Here is a 14987-nt window from a genome sequence, read left to right on the forward strand (position 1 = left end):
CGATTGTTACCTATTGTATTCACCCACTTGTAGAGGGGTGTAATAGGCCTTTAATTGGTCAATCTCTTCGGTTAGATCAATGTCCTCAAACGCTAACTGCTCTACACGTTCTATCATGACATTAATCTCTTGAAAAAGAAACTGAGTATAATTGGATCCTTGTGGGCCCTGCATTTTTTCAATTGCTTCGTTCGCACGCCTTACACAGTAATGAATGGAACCCGGGAAATCTGGATGACCGATAATAAACGAAAGAATCGGTTTAGGATCCATCGTCGGATTCTTTTGCGTCATAAACGCTTCGGTCCCGTTTACGAGTTGCAATGCTTGCCGCATATAATAACGGATCGAGCTAGGATCGCCTTCCAGTCGCTCGCTTATCGCTTGCAACGTCCGCTGCGTATACTCCGCCCGCTCCATCCACTTGCCAACCTTCATCATCTGATAAGGCATGCCCCGCATGGTCGTCGATTCAATGACCCCTTGTACCGATAAAGAAGTCATTTTTACACGTCGAAGCAAATTCTGCATCTGGTAATCGGTAAAGTCTTCAAACTTGGCAAACTTCACGTCTAAATAGAAAACATTAATCACTTGCCATAAATCGTGGTTAATGTGGTCCCTCACACTTCGTGCATTCTCTCTCGCGGTACGCACACAATTTAGGACAGCATTCGGATTGTCTTGCTCAAATAGTAGATACTCCAACACTTGGTACATTGCAATGTTTCCGTTTTTTCTAATCTTCTCAGCTTCACCAGAAGAAGCTGCAATATTTAATGCAGTGTCAAATTCTTGCTGGACGAGTAGATCATCTTCAGATGTCTCGAGAACCTGCACGAGCTGTACCGACAATAGCCCAGCTGTTTTCTCAGCTCGCTCTATATTTCTAGACATCCAGTACAACGCATCAGCAACGCGTATGAGCATCTATACTTCCTCCTTTAGCACCCAAGTGTCCTTGCCTCCACCGCCTTGAGAGGAATTCACAACGAGTGAACCTTTTTTCAATGCCACTCGTGACAACCCTCCAGGTATGACTTGAATGTCTTTCCCACTCATCGCATATACCCGTAAATCAACGTGGCATGGGTAGAACTCATTGCCTTGAAAAGCTGGGGCACGACTTAGTTTAATCGTCGGTTGAGCGATATATTGGTGTGGCTCAGAAATGATCTTCTCTCTAAACTTGTTAATCTTCTCGGTTGTAGAATGAGGGCCAATTAACATGTCGTATCCTCCAGAAGCACCCACATTTTTGACGACGAGCTCATCTAATCGTTCCAACACCCAATCTCGGTGTTCCGGCTTTCGTAACGAGTACGTGTCCACATTCCGAAGGATTGGCTCTTCATTTAAATAGTATTGAATCATATCCGGAACGTATGCATACATCGCCTTGTCATCCGCGACACCGTTTCCTAATGCATTTACAATTGCAACGTTCCCTTGTGAAAATGAGCGATACAATCCTTCAACCCCGAGTAAGGAATCGGGTCTAAAATGGGCAGGGTCCAAATATTCATCATCAATGCGGCGATAAATAACATCTACTTGCTTAAGACCATAAATCGTTCGCATGAACACATGGTCATCTTTCACGACCAGATCCGGACTTTCTACTAATTGTATGCCCATTTGTTGGGCCAAAAAGACATGATCATAATACGCAGAATTAAATACACCAGGTGTGAGCAGAACAGCCGTTGACGCTGAACCGTTCGTACTATACTCCATTAGAGCTTTGCGCATATCATCCATCTGCTCTTCTAATGTGTACAACGCGTGTTGCTTAAAAAACTCCGGATACACTTGTCTCATTACATACCGGTTTTGGAACATGTAACTTAGCCCACTCGGATTTCGTAAATTATCTTCAAGCACACGATATTCCCCGTGCTCATCACGAATTAGGTCAATGCCTGATAAAAATAAATGGTTTCCTAGCGGGAAAGACGTTTCTTTCAACTCTTTCAAATAGTATGGATTGTCATACACCAAATTCTTCGGAATCACTTCGTCATGCAGAATCTTTTGCTCGCTGTATATGTCATCGAGAAAAGCATTTAACGCCTTTAACCGTTGCTTTATGCCCCGTTCTATCTCTTGCCATTCCTCACTGGAAATGATAATCGGAATAAAGTCAAACGGCATCGTTCTCTCTGTGCCTGCGTTATCTTTATAAACTGTAAATGTGATACCTTGTCGCAAGAAAGAGGCTTGTGCTTGTTCGTGTTTGAGTTGAAGCTCTGCTGATTCAAACGAATCAATTGTTCGATGCAACAAACGGTAGTGGGATTTCACTTCACCTTGTGACGTGAACATTTCATCAAAATATGCATCTGTGTTATACGGCTGTAGTTTCTTCACGCTCAATCATTCACCCCTTTATTTTTATTTCCTCTTTCTACAATTCCCTGATTTTTGATAATTGAAACAATTATGGTCTTGATTATGAATAAAACCAGCACATCCGTGTAATAATATGGGTACCTTTGGATCAATTGCTTCGAAAAATGTTTTTGATTCCGGTGATGAGGGTAATGATTAGTAAAATGCTTATAGAATGGTGGTGTGACGATGGATCTGTTACTTGTGTCGCTTATCTTTATTGCGTATTTGTGCATGATCTTTCCGATGACCCATATGCTTATTTCGAGACACACTGATCCACATATTTATTATGTGTTACTTCCTACGCTCGTTGGCTTGCCGGTATTCTTTATGAGCCAACCTTTTTTACATGAAGCATCGACCCCCATTTTATTCGCCGCATCAATGTTGCCATTTACAGCGGTTGCTTCATCAGCAATGATCGGTATTTATTACATGAAACTTCGGAGAGCTGCATAGCCCTCTTTTTTTTATCCATAATAAAGACATAAGGAGTTGAGCTTATGTCTAAAAATAATAAAGAACAAAAGCATGACCATCAGTTCAGAGAAACGAAAAACCACGGGGAGCATCGTAACGGAAGACTAAGTCAGTTTAAAAATCATACATCCGGTGATGGGGATGAGCATAACGAATATCTAAGCAAAGAAGACGGAGAATAGTGGCATACCGTTAGAACAAGAGGTCCGTACTCTTGTTCTTTTTGAAGAGATCAACTAAAATAGCATTAGCGTTGCCGATAATCAAAGTCATCATTCACGACGTAGAAAACCAAGTTATTGTTCAACTTTTCTACACGAATGCCTGACTGATCTAGATAAGTTGAACGAAAGAGTTTCTTCACGAACGAATGGTAGACCAACCGTTAAAGCCTAAAGCTTAACGACTTTGAAGATCGATCTTAATCGTTCACAATAGACGTAGCAATAAATGGTATCCACTGCTATTGACTTCCAAAGTGTACCGATAGCGTTGAATGCAAATATTGACCAACCCCAGCTTAACAACGTCGCCGATCCCGTCCTGTTGATTGGAACGAAAGGTGGTGACACCTGTGGAAGCCGCCTGCAGTGGAAAGCAACAACGAACTGTGCAATTAGGAAAATGTTAAGTTCATTCTATATAGCACAAAATAAAAGAACGTTTTTGTACAGCCTAGAGAGGCGATTGTAAACGCAATTAGCCCGTGCATAAGAAAAAAACAAGCATGATATCTTGCACATATGAGCCAGTTGGTTTTATCTTAAAGATACTCGAAACGATTATGGTGGTAGCTTGGATTTTTTTCCGATCTGTCATAAAAAGAGGGCTCTTGAGAAAAATTCCCTCCTTTTGGGCTGACCAGGTTTTATAACTTCCTTTCTTTATTTTTTCTATATTGATATGATCAAACTATCAATCTATTATTATGAGCTAAACGATGCGTTACGCATTATTCATAGTAGACGACGCAGTCTTTTTAATAGCCGTATTGGAAATCTTTTATTCATCATTTATAGATAAGGAGAAAGCTATGACTAAACACCAATCTCTTCTCGACACTTCCAACAAACTTTTTGCGATTCTTACAAAAGAGTTAAATGTCAACACTGTATATATTGCTCGACGAGACGAGAAGGTGATGACTGTCATTAATGCCCGCAATGAAGACCGGACCATTGTGACACCATCCATGCAAGTGAGTTACGACGATTCCAATTGCCGATATGTTCACGAGAACCCGTCAGGCACACGATCATTTAAAAATCTGATGACTGATTCTGAAACGAAAGATCGCCCCATCACCGAACAGCTCCAAGTGAAAACATTTTTGGGCATCACGATACAACGCATGAACGGGGTACCGTTTGGAACCCTTTGTATTATGGACCCTGAAGAAAAGACGTTTACCGATGATCAGGTCGCCTTTGTCGAATCGTTTGCTTACGTGTTGTCTTACATGATTGAACTCGATGAGACGATTCACGACTTAGAGCTCATTAGCGTTCCAATCATGCCCCTCACACCGGAGTTAGCCATTCTTGCTCTCCAAGGAAACATTAATGATCGACGTGCGAGCAAGATTATGGAAGATACGCTACACTATGCATCTGAAAAGCGGATTCGCCATTTCGTCATTGACCTCTCAGAAATGCTTCACACGGAGCAAAGCTCAGTAGACTTGTTGAAACGGCTCGTATCGGCATTACGGTTAATGGGCGTACGGGTCATCCTGTCAGGCATTCCTGTGTCTTTAGCCAAAGACAGCACGACGATTGAACTTTTAAACAAACTTGATGTTGACTATGTGAGTCGCTTAGAGAACGCCCTTCCGCGCTTAGGATTTGAAATTACGAAAGTTGGTACACCATCGTAATATTGGTGAAAACATATACGTAATATCGTTCTTTAGTAAGGGCGGAGTGGCGCAAAAATCTTAATGTAAAAATCCCGCTCATCTGCTTCCATATTCACCGGTTTGGAAGCAGAATGATACCGGTCACTCACTTTTTAGTAAATCTGTTTCCAATAGGCTCCCTTTGGAAACAAATCGCCAATTTAATGACTCTATAACATCACAGCGCCTAAGTTCATCTCCAATAACTCGTCTTTCAATTTCTCCAAGTAGAAAGTACCTCGGTCATATTGATTCCCCTGTTCATAATTTTCTTGGCGAAAACATTGTAACAAGGGATTAATATTTCCTTTTTTCTTTTTCGTATTCCTCCTTAAACTAAGGAGGCGCTTCCCCATCTCGCCTCTTTTATTCGAACTATTCCTTCAATTATAGTAGACTAGTATAAAAAGAAAGGTGGATTCCCCTATGACTACTCTCCAGTCGTTGTACCCGAACATCGTCGATTGGCGCAGGCACTTACATATGCACCCTGAACTCAGTTTTGAGGAAGTGAATACACCCGCATGGATTGCTGACAAATTAGAAGAGCTCGGTCTAGAAGTAACCCGAAATGTCGGTGGCCGTGGCGTCGTTGCCAAGCTACACGGTACAGCTGCAGGTCCGACACTCGCACTTCGTGCCGACTTTGACGCATTGCCAATTGACGAAGAGAACACTACCTCGTATCGCTCCAAAACCCCTGGTGTAATGCATGCGTGTGGGCATGATGGGCATACCGCCGCACTACTTGGCGTAGCAACAGTGCTTGCTGACCAAAAAGAAAAACTATCCGGCACGCTCGTGTTCATTTTCCAACACGCCGAAGAATTACCACCTGGTGGCGCTATTGAAATGATTCAAGACGGATGTCTCGAAGACGTGGATGTTATATATGGCGCCCATATCGCATCTGAAATGCCACTTGGCACCGTCAATGTACGCTCGGGACCAGTCATGGCTGCGGTGGACCGTTTCAAGATTCATATCCAAGGTCGAGGCGGTCACGGCGCGAAGCCACAAACAACTGTCGACTCCATCGTTGCAGGCTCCAAACTTGTGACTGACCTCCAACAAATTGTCGCAAGACGCGTGGACCCAATGGATAACGCAGTCGTCACTGTCGGTGTATTCCAAGCAGGGAAAGCCTTTAACGTCATCGCTGACTCCGCGGTAATTGAAGGGACAGTACGTACTTTCAAACCAGAAACACGAGCAGCGATTGAAAAAGAAATTCGCGCCATCATTCAAGGTACAGAGGAGAGTACACACGTTTCTTGCACGGTTGATTACATTAACGGCTACCCAACTCTCGTTAATCATGAGTCAGAAACAGCCCTCGTCGGAAGCATCGCAAAAGAGTTGTTCGGTGAAACGTCTGTCATTAGCGGCCCCCCGATTCTCGGTGGCGAAGACTTCGCCTATTATCTTGAGCACAAACCCGGAAACTTCTTCCACGTCGGTAGCCGCACAGACGAAGAATACACACAATATCCACATCACCACCCCCGATTCGATTTCGATGAACGCGTATTGGAGCGCATTGGTGAGATGTTCTTACTACTCGTCGGTCACTATTTGCGAAAATAAATCCGCAGCACTGCGGATACAAAAGGTGGCGATTCTATCAATAGAATCGCCACCTTTTCTCATAATTTCAACTTACATTTATCCAGGCAAAATTACCGTAACAATAATTGGCATATAGAAAAAAGTAATCGGTGAAGTCGCATTACTGACTGTATACCAAATAACGGGAGACATCGACGTGAATTATGCCGACGACCGTTCAGTCTACCTTCGGCACCTCCGGTGCCGTTGGTTGCTAGCTCTTTTCGGCGCGATCTAGATCGTTTCGGGGGTGATCTAGATCAAGAATCTCCTAATCATTCCCAGTTGCTATACTGCTAGACATTTATGTGAGCTAAGCCTCACTTCTTCGGATACTTGGATGTCGGAAGTTCCCGCTAGCATAGCTCAATGAAATAGCAAACGTCCCGGGTTGTGTAACTTTGATTATTTGGCTATAGAGACGATCATCAATCGAACAAAGAACACAGCATCCTTGCTAGGACGAAAAGAAACCCATTCTTTTCAAGAATGGGTTTCTTACCTTTATCATCTACTTTTCTTGTTCTAAACGTTTTTTCACCAAGGCGGCTAGTGGGTGTTCACCGTCTAAGCCTGATACGTGAAGAAAAGTCTCATACGCACCGTATTGTTGCACGAGCTGCTCGAGTTCTTCACTTTCAGCATCTCCCTCTGCCCTGAAGAAAAGCGCCTGACAAATTGAGGCAATTAATCGATGTGGCACTTCGCCTTTCTCAGCTAGAAAACGGGCAGGTTTTACAAGTCGATCATTGCTACCCAATTTACGGATCGGTCCTCTGCCGACTCGAGCAACCGTGTCTTCTAAAAATGGATTTTTGAACCGTTCAATAATCCGCTCAACATACTGCATATGGGCTTCTTTTTCAAACCCATAGTCTTCAACGAGAACTTGGGCAGTTTCGTGCAAAGCTGCCCGTACGTGCGACTCAATCGCTTCGACTTGAAGCGCATCGAGAATCCGTTCTTTTCCAGCGTGAAATCCTGCATACGCGGCAACCGCATGCCCCGTATTAACAGTGAAAAGTTTCCGGTCAATGTATGAGTCGAGATCTGGGACGAGTAGCGCTTCGCCGAGTTCAACGTCATCTCCTACGAGCGCGCGGTCTTCAACGACCCATTCAAAAAACGGTTCAACCGTGACAGCCAGCGCATCTTTTTGTTGTACATTAGGAACAATCCGATCAACGGCAGCATCTAGAAATCCGACAGTGCCTGCAAGTGTACGCCGCTCCCCTTCGGACAAATGCTCAACAACATGCCCTTTTAACGTCGATGTCGCGCGGATCGCATTTTCACAGGCGATGATGTTCACTGGCGTGTGTCCGTCTCTTTGCCCAAGACCTTTTGCAATTAAAGGGGCAATGTGAGGGAGAACTGTTGGTCCTACAGCTGTCGTAATGATCTGGGCATTGGCGATCGCTTCAATCACTTGCTCTTGCTCATCACGCTATTCAGCTGTTACACCTTGAACGTCAAAAGACTGATCAACGGCAGAAGCAATTCGCACAGTATAACTGCCCCGCTCTTTTAAAGCGGAGATCACTTCATGATTTACATCAACAAACGTCACGCGATACCCTGCATCACTGAGTACGGCTCCGATAAACCCTCTTCCAATATTCCCTGCACCAAAATGAACGGCTTGCATTTACTCGTTCACCTGCGAAAAGAACTCGAGCACATCTTCGGCAGTTTCGGATTGCAACAATCGATGTACATTCTCTTCTTCAGAACATGCAATGGCGATCTTAGAGAGAATATCCAAATGTTCTCCGTCCTTACCGGCAATGCCAATCACGAGTTGCGCTTTGTTGCCATCCCAATCAATTGGATCTTTCAAGAGCAGTACGGAAAGCCCAGACTGTTGCACTTCATCACGAGAATCTTCCGTTCCGTGAGGAATGGCAAGCAAATTCCCCATATACGTTGATGTAATCTCCTCGCGAGCATGCATCTTCTCAATATAACTTTCGGTCACGTAACCTTCACGTACAAGAACGTCTCCTGCTCCAGTAATGGCTTCTTCACGTGTTGCGGCAGTTGCGTTTAGTTGAATGTTTTCTTTTTTTAAGATCATGGTGATTCGTCTCCTTTTGCAATGGCTTCGGCTAAATACTCTCGACACGCCTCTTCTAGCCATTTTTTTAATTCGAATTGTGAGCCGATTCTTAGGTGTTCGGTTTGTTCTGGTGAGTCGATAAACAGTGTACTCAAGAAACTCATAAATCGAAGGTCGGACTGTGACATGTGTAGCGGGGCGACCATGACGTATACACGGTTGACCCGCTCTTCTTCGTCCCCCATCGATCGTAACGACGTCTCTTGTTCCAAGTCAAACGCTTGAAGGGAGGGGTGAAGGACCGCCTCGTCTCTCGCATGGTAGAGAGCAAGACCCGTGCCAGGGATCGCCAATCCGCCTTTCGACTCTCGAGCATTGAGTGCTTCCACCCAACGTACGGCATTAGCGATACTTCCTTCACGCTCCAATTGTTCCGCATTTTGCCAAAGGCCGGACTCTACGTCTTTTGCCTGAAAAATTGTAAACGATCCGGTCACATGAAACATCACTGTCGCCAAATCTGCATATTGGGCGAATGGAACATTCCCTTTAGGTTGCGGTTTGCGAACGTCACGACCGACCGTTAATAACGTATTGTCAATATAGTGACGAATGGTTTGCACTTCACTTTCTGTGAGTACAGGACTTACATGAAACACTTGCTCATTATTCATTTCCATATTGACAGTGGAAATGATCAAGTCATACACCTTTCCCGTCGCTTCGTTCAAATCAAACATCGATGCATTTTCGATCTTTGCGATTTCTGGAAACTCCTGTTGCAAACGGCTGGCAAGCATCTTCGCAGACCCGATGCCACTCGGACATATGACGAGCGCTGACAACTCTTGCCACCGTTTTCTACGCTCTAATACCGAGCCAAAATGCAACACAAGAAACCCAATTTCCTCATTTGGAATGTGAAGAGGTTCAAATACACGGTTCGCTTCCCGATCAACTGCCTGAAATAAGTCAGAATAATCGCCTCGAAGTCGTTCGAGCAACGGATTCGTAATCTTCATATCTTGGCGGATTCGATACAGTGCAGGCTTCAAGTGCGCCAACAAATCTTGCAGGAGGACATGTTCATGGAACTGCACGCCAAGCGCATCTTCCACTCCGGAGATGAGCCGTTTAATCCGGGAAATAAGCTCACCGTTCGACTCCTCAAACGGTTGATCCGGCATGCCCCCTACCCTTGCTCCTCGTAAATGCATGACGAGGTAGCCAAACTCTTCTCGGGGAAGGGATATATCAAACTCATCTTGGAGAGCTAAACCGAGCTCATACGCATGGACGTACTCGTCGGTTTGCTCGAGCGCTTCCAACTGGTCGGTATCCATTTGAATCGCTTCTCCCATGCCGAGCCGTTCAATTGCAAGCGTCGTATGGACGACGAGGGCAATCAGTGACTGGTCAACCATATGCGGGAAGTGTTCAGCTTTGACACTTCTTACCGCCCCTAGCACTCGCTTCACCCGGCCAATATCGACCACATGAAGAAGCCGCTCCGTCACCTTTTCTTCCATCTGTTCATCGTGAACCGCCGCAAACAACGTCTCTTCCGTCAAGCGGCTCGATAAAATGCCACTCAGCGCCCGCCGCTTGTTCGTTTCCGACCCTTCAACCTCAATGCCATATCCACGGCGACGAATGAGTGACAATCCGTACTCGTTCAACCATTCCGCAGTTTTGTCCAAGTCACTGCTCACCGTCGACGCCGTCACCCCAAGATGGTGCGATAGCGTGAACAACTTCACCGGTTCCCCGGCGGTAAGTAACTGAACGAGCAACACCCCTTGCCGCTCTTCCGACGTAAAATCCGCCGAAGACATCGACTGAAGGTACGTGCGTAAAGCTTCTAGATTTCCTTGTAAGAAAACCGTACGGTCCCGATTGCGAATCAACGTCAAGCCAAAAGGTTGGACGGTCCGCTCCAACGCCTTCAAATCCCTCTGAATCGTTCGAAGGCTAACCGAGGCATCTTCAGCCAATCGTGACAAACCGACCGGGTCTCCTGCAGTCACAAGTGTCGTGAGCAGAATACGTTCTCTTGCCGTCATGTGCATGAAGATCACCTCCGAATACTAGGATTGGTTTTTCAAACGCTCCACAAGGTCATTGTATTTTGGGCTATTTAAGAAATTATCGACAGAAATGTGCTCGGCGTCCGGCTGCTTCTCTTTCGCCCGAGCAGTCAAATCTTTATGCGTAATCACAAGGTCCACATCATCAGGAATCGCACTTACCGCCGTATTGGAGACATCAACACCTTCAATCCCTGCCTTTTTGAACTTGTCTTTGAGCATCGATGCACCCATCGCACTGGAACCCATCCCAGCGTCACAAGCAAAAATAACTTTTTCGACCTTTGCAGTAACGCGTTGTTCATCATTAGTTTTACCCGTTTGCAAGCCATCAATAACTTCTTGATAACGTGGGCTGTTCATAAAGTTATCGACCGATACGTGAATCGCATCTGGATGTTGTTCCTTCGCACGAGCCGTTAAATCTTTATGCGTGATCACAAGGTCTGCATCGGTTGGAATGTTGCTAATCGACGTATTCGACACATCCACCCTTCGATGCCTGCCTTTTTCACACGATCTTTCATGACCGATGCACCCATCGCACTCGACCCCATACCTGCGTCGCAAGCAAAGATAATCGTTGAAACATCCGCATAACTTCTGCTCGTTCCATCGGACGATGCCTTCGCATTGCCCTTCATCGCAGCCATTTTCTCTTTCGCCTCGTCAAGGTTTTCTTCTTCACCTTTTCGGTCGAATTTAAGAATTGGTGCAGCAATCGCGAATGTGACACCGGCGGCGACGAGTACAGCAAGCAGTGCGCCTAATGTGCTGCCACTTGCAGCAAACCCGAGGATCATAAAGATACTTCCTGGTGCGGGTACACCTGTGAGTCCGACTTCAAGCAACTGGACGATAAACACACCACTCATTCCCCCTGCAATTAGGGCAATGATGAGTTGTGGTTTCATCAACACGTACGGGAAGTAAATTTCGTGGATCCCCCCGAAAAAGTGAATAATCCCTGCGCCGTAAGAAGATGCCCGGGCCGCGCCTTTACCGAAGAACATGAACGCAAGAAGAATGCCAATACCTGGCCCTGGGTTCGCTTCGAGCATGAGGAGCATCGATTCGCCGAACTCTGAAATTTGACTAGAGGCGATTGGCGTAATGATGCCGTGGTTAATCGCGTTATTCAAAAAGAGGATTTTAGCGGGCTCAATGAAGATCGAGACGAGTGGCAACGCACCAATTCCAATCATCGCATCAACACCGGCACCAAGCGCTGCGGTAAACCCTACGACGACAGGGCTTATCGCTAGTGAACCAAGAATCGCAAAGACAGCGCCGATAATTCCGGCAGAGAAATTGTTAATGAGCATCTCAAAACCTGACGGGATTTTTCCGTCCATCCATTGGTCAAATTTCTTAATCGCATAACCACCGAGAGGACCCATAATCATTGCACCGATAAACATCGGTATGTCTGCAGCGACTATTACACCCATTGCAGCGGTGGCACCGACAACCCCCCCACGAAAATCATGCAACATCCGACCACCGGCAAATGCGATGAGCAGCGGCAATAAGTAGATGACCATCGGGTCAACGAAAGCTTCCAAAAACAGGTGAACATCCGATGTTTCAGGTAAGCTCATCGCAATGGCGGTAATAATCCCCCACGCAATGAATGCGCCGATGTTCGGCATGATCATGCTGCTTAGGTTACTACCAAAGCGCTGAATCCGCGCGCGTACACTCTTCTTCTCAGCCATATAAAATACCCCCTTAATTTATTTGTTATTTATAGTGTAAGACGCCAAAACCGTTGCTACAACAAAATGAAAGCACAATTCTGTCGTTTCTGTCGCGACAAAATTGAAGATCGGCGTTGACAAATACATCGGTGTGCTATATGGTTAGTTACATAACCAACTAACCATTTAACTATAAAGGTGGTGAACTTCATTTGCGCCCAACATTGGATGACAAACGCCCGATTTTCCAACAGATACGAGAAATGATTGAAGATGAAATCGTTGATGGACGCTTGCTAGAAGAATCGCAAGCGCCGTCCACAAATCAATTGGTTGCCTACTACAAAATCAACCCGGCTACGGTTTTAAAAGGATTAAACGAGCTTGTAGACGCGGGAATCTTATACAAAAAGCGAGGGGTCGGTATGTTCGTTGCAAAAGGAGCAAAAGCAACACTGCTCAATGAGCGAAAACAAGTATTTCAAGAAGATTACGTGGCACGCATGCTACAGGAAGCCAACCGCCTTGGCCTTTCTGTTGAAGACGTGCAGCAGATGATTGACAGCATGAAAAAGAGAGGAGACGCAAAATGACCATTCAAGTAAAAGCCGAAGCCATTTCGCTTCGAAAGAAAAATAAACAGATTGTGCAAAATATTAATTTTACGATAGAAGGCAATAAGATCGTCGGCTTGCTCGGTCGAAACGGCGCAGGAAAAACGAGCCTTTTATCCATCCTTGCCGCTTTCCGCCCAGCAACAAACGGTCGCTTTCTATTAAATGGGGAAGATGTGTTTGAAAATCCACGAGCAATGGAACAAATCATTTTCGTCCGTGAACGCAATGTGGAATACGAAACGGATAAAGTGAGCCGCTGGATGGATGCCGCGCAACAGTCTCGCCCGAACTTTGACCGAGCGTATGCCGATGAACTCGCAAAGCGGTTCAGGCTGCCCCAGGATTCACAAGTCGCCAAGTTGTCTCGGGGGATGCAATCCGCCTTGCACGTTATCATCGGCCTGGCGAGCCGCGCACCTGTGACGCTGTTCGACGAAGCCTATTTAGGGATGGACGCACCCGCCAGAGAGATCTTTTACGAAGAAGTGCTCCGAGACTTCGTTGAGCACCCGCGCCTCATCATCTTAAGCACCCACCTGATTTCTGAAATGGATGGGTTGTTTGAAGAAGTGGCCATCCTTCATGAAGGCGAACTGCTCCTCCACGAAGGAAAGGAAGAAGTATTGGAGCGTGGCTACCGATTAACAGGTGATGCCGAGGCGGTTGATCAGTTGGCCGAAAACAAACGCGTTCTCAAAACCGAATCACTCGGTGGAACGAAAAGTGTGATGGTTTATGGGGAGCTCGTGGAAAAGGATGAGCGGTTAGCGCGCTCGCACGGCCTCGAGATCGGCACGTTATCGTTACAGGAACTGTTTATTCATTTAACGGAGGTGGACGATCATGAGTAATCATAACAAGCTCGGTCTCGTATACCGAAACAGCTCCGTGATTACGTGACGTGGAGTGCGTGGTTTGTTGGGATATTGTTTCTCATCTATATTGTCACAAACGCCTTTTCAATTGCCATCAATGATTCCATTTCGTGGACATTCATTGAAGGCGGGTTATCTTCCGCTACGATTTTCATGCTCATCACTGGAATTCTTTCAATGGGAGGGTTTCTCACTCATTACGTATCGCACGGCATTACTAGACGTGATTATTTTTATGGAACGATGCTTGCCGGGTTCTCAGCAGCGTTTGTTATGACCGTTATCGTCTCCCTATGGAACTTACTATTAAACAGCGCAATATCTTGGTTAAACTTGGAGCAGAACCTTACAACGAGAATTATTGATGGCGGGCTCTCAACCGTTGATGGCAGCTTTTCAATCATTAAATTGTTCTTGCTTCTCAACTTATTCTTCTTCCTAGGCTGGTTCATTAGTGCAGGATTTAATCGTCATTGGACTCTCGGCGTGGTTTTGGTAATCGCCTCTGTGTTTGTTGTCATTGTTGAAGCTCACTTAATGACCACACTACTCGCGACATCGGTATTTGTTGTAGCCAGTACAGCAGTAGTCATTTTATTGCTACGAAAAATGACTAAGCGAATAGAAGTGAAACCATAGAGCTCGGTCGCATGTTACACTAGTGGACGGACATTACTCGTATAGATAAGTGTGGAACATGCTAGTCCTACTCTTTTTCATCGTGATTATCTGTCAATTGGCAGTTGTGATCGTACAAAGCAAAAAGCTCATCGCACAGAACACCCACATTATCCAAAAACAAAATATGGACATTATCGATCAAAACGTAGAAATCCTCTCTCGACTCGAGTCAGAGAAACACGACTAAACCCCCTGCCGTCATGCGGCAGGGGGTTAGCTTTTGCCCATACGGGGCCGATTGACGTCCAATCTGTTCCCGAGGTAGGGAGCAACTGTTACTTCGTTTGCTAAAATCACTAGTAACATCTCGTTTTCACTGAAACTAGGGTACAGATTCATTCAACTTGAGAACAGATTACTCTCTCGCACAAAACCGAAAATATACCGACCGATGTTTAGTTAGGGCGCTGGAAAAAAGGATTTTCAGAGGGCCTCTTTTGTTCCGGCTAGGGGGCTGTTCGGAACTAAAAGGAGAACCCCGCAATTCTGTGCCGGCTAGAGGGGCTGTACGGAACCAAAAGGAGAACCTCCGCAATTTTGTTCCGGCTAGAGGGGCTGTACGGAACCAAAAGGAGAACCTCCGCAATTT

At 45.6% G+C, this 14987-nt stretch carries 12 protein-coding genes and 2 pseudogenes; 8 read left to right on the top strand and 6 right to left on the bottom strand.

The annotated features are described in order from the left end of the window. Window positions 1-6: 6 nt before the first annotated feature. Both JCM19039_RS25995 and JCM19039_RS19060 read right to left on the bottom strand, forming a co-directional pair. The gene (locus JCM19039_RS25995; RefSeq protein WP_042430234.1) at window positions 7-930 is read right to left on the bottom strand and encodes an alpha-E domain-containing protein; all 924 of its coding nucleotides are present in this window, start codon (window positions 928-930) and stop codon (window positions 7-9) included. Then, entirely contained in the window at window positions 931-2325 is a 1395-nt protein-coding gene (locus JCM19039_RS19060) for a circularly permuted type 2 ATP-grasp protein (RefSeq protein ID WP_042430268.1), read from the bottom strand. Between the two features lie 255 nt (window positions 2326-2580). On the opposite strand from JCM19039_RS19060, the gene JCM19039_RS19065 reads away from it, so the two are divergent. From JCM19039_RS19065 to JCM19039_RS19080, 4 genes are all read left to right on the top strand, one after another. Next, on the top strand, window positions 2581-2853 hold the full coding sequence (locus JCM19039_RS19065) for a hypothetical protein (protein WP_042430236.1): 273 nt from the start codon (window positions 2581-2583) through the stop codon (window positions 2851-2853). A 44-nt stretch (window positions 2854-2897) separates the two neighbouring features. Then, a complete protein-coding gene (locus JCM19039_RS24620) occupies window positions 2898-3056 on the top strand; it encodes a hypothetical protein (RefSeq protein WP_193744301.1) in 159 nt (52 codons plus the stop codon). Between the two features lie 851 nt (window positions 3057-3907). Next, on the top strand, window positions 3908-4750 hold the full coding sequence (locus JCM19039_RS19070; protein ID WP_042430238.1) for an STAS domain-containing protein: 843 nt from the start codon (window positions 3908-3910) through the stop codon (window positions 4748-4750). 447 nt (window positions 4751-5197) lie between these two features. After that, window positions 5198-6358, top strand: coding sequence for a M20 family metallopeptidase (locus tag JCM19039_RS19080; protein WP_042430243.1), 1161 nt, complete (start codon window positions 5198-5200; stop codon window positions 6356-6358). Window positions 6359-6890: 532 nt separating this feature from the next. On the opposite strand, the pseudogene JCM19039_RS19085 reads toward JCM19039_RS19080, so the two are convergent. From JCM19039_RS19085 to JCM19039_RS19100, 4 genes and pseudogenes are all read right to left on the bottom strand, one after another. Further along, window positions 6891-8027 (bottom strand): annotated as a pseudogene (locus JCM19039_RS19085) (mannitol-1-phosphate 5-dehydrogenase). Continuing rightward, the gene (locus JCM19039_RS19090; RefSeq protein WP_042430246.1) at window positions 8028-8456 is read right to left on the bottom strand and encodes a PTS sugar transporter subunit IIA; all 429 of its coding nucleotides are present in this window, start codon (window positions 8454-8456) and stop codon (window positions 8028-8030) included. Further along, the gene (locus tag JCM19039_RS19095; protein ID WP_042430248.1) at window positions 8453-10507 is read right to left on the bottom strand and encodes a BglG family transcription antiterminator; all 2055 of its coding nucleotides are present in this window, start codon (window positions 10505-10507) and stop codon (window positions 8453-8455) included. The genes JCM19039_RS19090 and JCM19039_RS19095 overlap by 4 nt, the downstream gene beginning before the upstream one ends. Before the next feature lie 18 nt (window positions 10508-10525). Beyond that, window positions 10526-12243: pseudogene (locus JCM19039_RS19100) on the bottom strand (PTS mannitol-specific transporter subunit IIBC). Between the two features lie 194 nt (window positions 12244-12437). On the opposite strand from JCM19039_RS19100, the gene JCM19039_RS19105 reads away from it, so the two are divergent. Genes JCM19039_RS19105 through JCM19039_RS24625 form a run of 4 tightly spaced genes read left to right on the top strand, consistent with a single transcriptional unit; the run spans window position 12438 to window position 14585 of the window. Beyond that, window positions 12438-12818, top strand: a complete 381-nt coding sequence (locus JCM19039_RS19105; RefSeq protein ID WP_193744302.1) for a GntR family transcriptional regulator — start codon at window positions 12438-12440, stop codon at window positions 12816-12818. Beyond that, on the top strand, window positions 12815-13693 hold the full coding sequence (locus JCM19039_RS19110) for an ABC transporter ATP-binding protein (RefSeq protein ID WP_042430251.1): 879 nt from the start codon (window positions 12815-12817) through the stop codon (window positions 13691-13693). Before JCM19039_RS19105 ends, JCM19039_RS19110 begins: the two co-directional genes overlap by 4 nt. A gap of 45 nt (window positions 13694-13738) precedes the next feature. After that, on the top strand, window positions 13739-14356 hold the full coding sequence (locus JCM19039_RS19115; RefSeq protein WP_152550286.1) for a hypothetical protein: 618 nt from the start codon (window positions 13739-13741) through the stop codon (window positions 14354-14356). Window positions 14357-14414: 58 nt separating this feature from the next. After that, entirely contained in the window at window positions 14415-14585 is a 171-nt protein-coding gene (locus JCM19039_RS24625) for a hypothetical protein (protein ID WP_193744303.1), read from the top strand. The last annotated feature ends 402 nt before the right edge of the window (window positions 14586-14987 follow it).

It is taken from the genome of Geomicrobium sp. JCM 19039 (assembly GCF_000698145.1).
In the GTDB taxonomy this organism is placed as follows: Bacteria; Bacillota; Bacilli; order Bacillales; family Marinococcaceae; genus Geomicrobium_A.

Bases quoted from the DNA above. Each gene is read 5' to 3' on its own strand.
- JCM19039_RS24620 (WP_193744301.1), top strand. From the start codon at position 2,898: ATGTCTAAAAATAATAAAGAACAAAAGCATGACCATCAGTTCAGAGAA.
- JCM19039_RS19095 (WP_042430248.1), bottom strand. From the start codon at position 10,507: ATGCACATGACGGCAAGAGAACGTATTCTGCTCACGACACTTGTGACT.
- JCM19039_RS19090 (WP_042430246.1), bottom strand. From the start codon at position 8,456: ATGATCTTAAAAAAAGAAAACATTCAACTAAACGCAACTGCCGCAACA.
- JCM19039_RS19110 (WP_042430251.1), top strand. From the start codon at position 12,815: ATGACCATTCAAGTAAAAGCCGAAGCCATTTCGCTTCGAAAGAAAAAT.
- JCM19039_RS19065 (WP_042430236.1), top strand. From the start codon at position 2,581: ATGGATCTGTTACTTGTGTCGCTTATCTTTATTGCGTATTTGTGCATG.
- JCM19039_RS19070 (WP_042430238.1), top strand. From the start codon at position 3,908: ATGACTAAACACCAATCTCTTCTCGACACTTCCAACAAACTTTTTGCG.
- JCM19039_RS19060 (WP_042430268.1), bottom strand. From the start codon at position 2,325: ATGTTCACGTCACAAGGTGAAGTGAAATCCCACTACCGTTTGTTGCAT.
- JCM19039_RS24625 (WP_193744303.1), top strand. From the start codon at position 14,415: ATGCTAGTCCTACTCTTTTTCATCGTGATTATCTGTCAATTGGCAGTT.
- JCM19039_RS25995 (WP_042430234.1), bottom strand. From the start codon at position 930: ATGCTCATACGCGTTGCTGATGCGTTGTACTGGATGTCTAGAAATATA.
- JCM19039_RS19080 (WP_042430243.1), top strand. From the start codon at position 5,198: ATGACTACTCTCCAGTCGTTGTACCCGAACATCGTCGATTGGCGCAGG.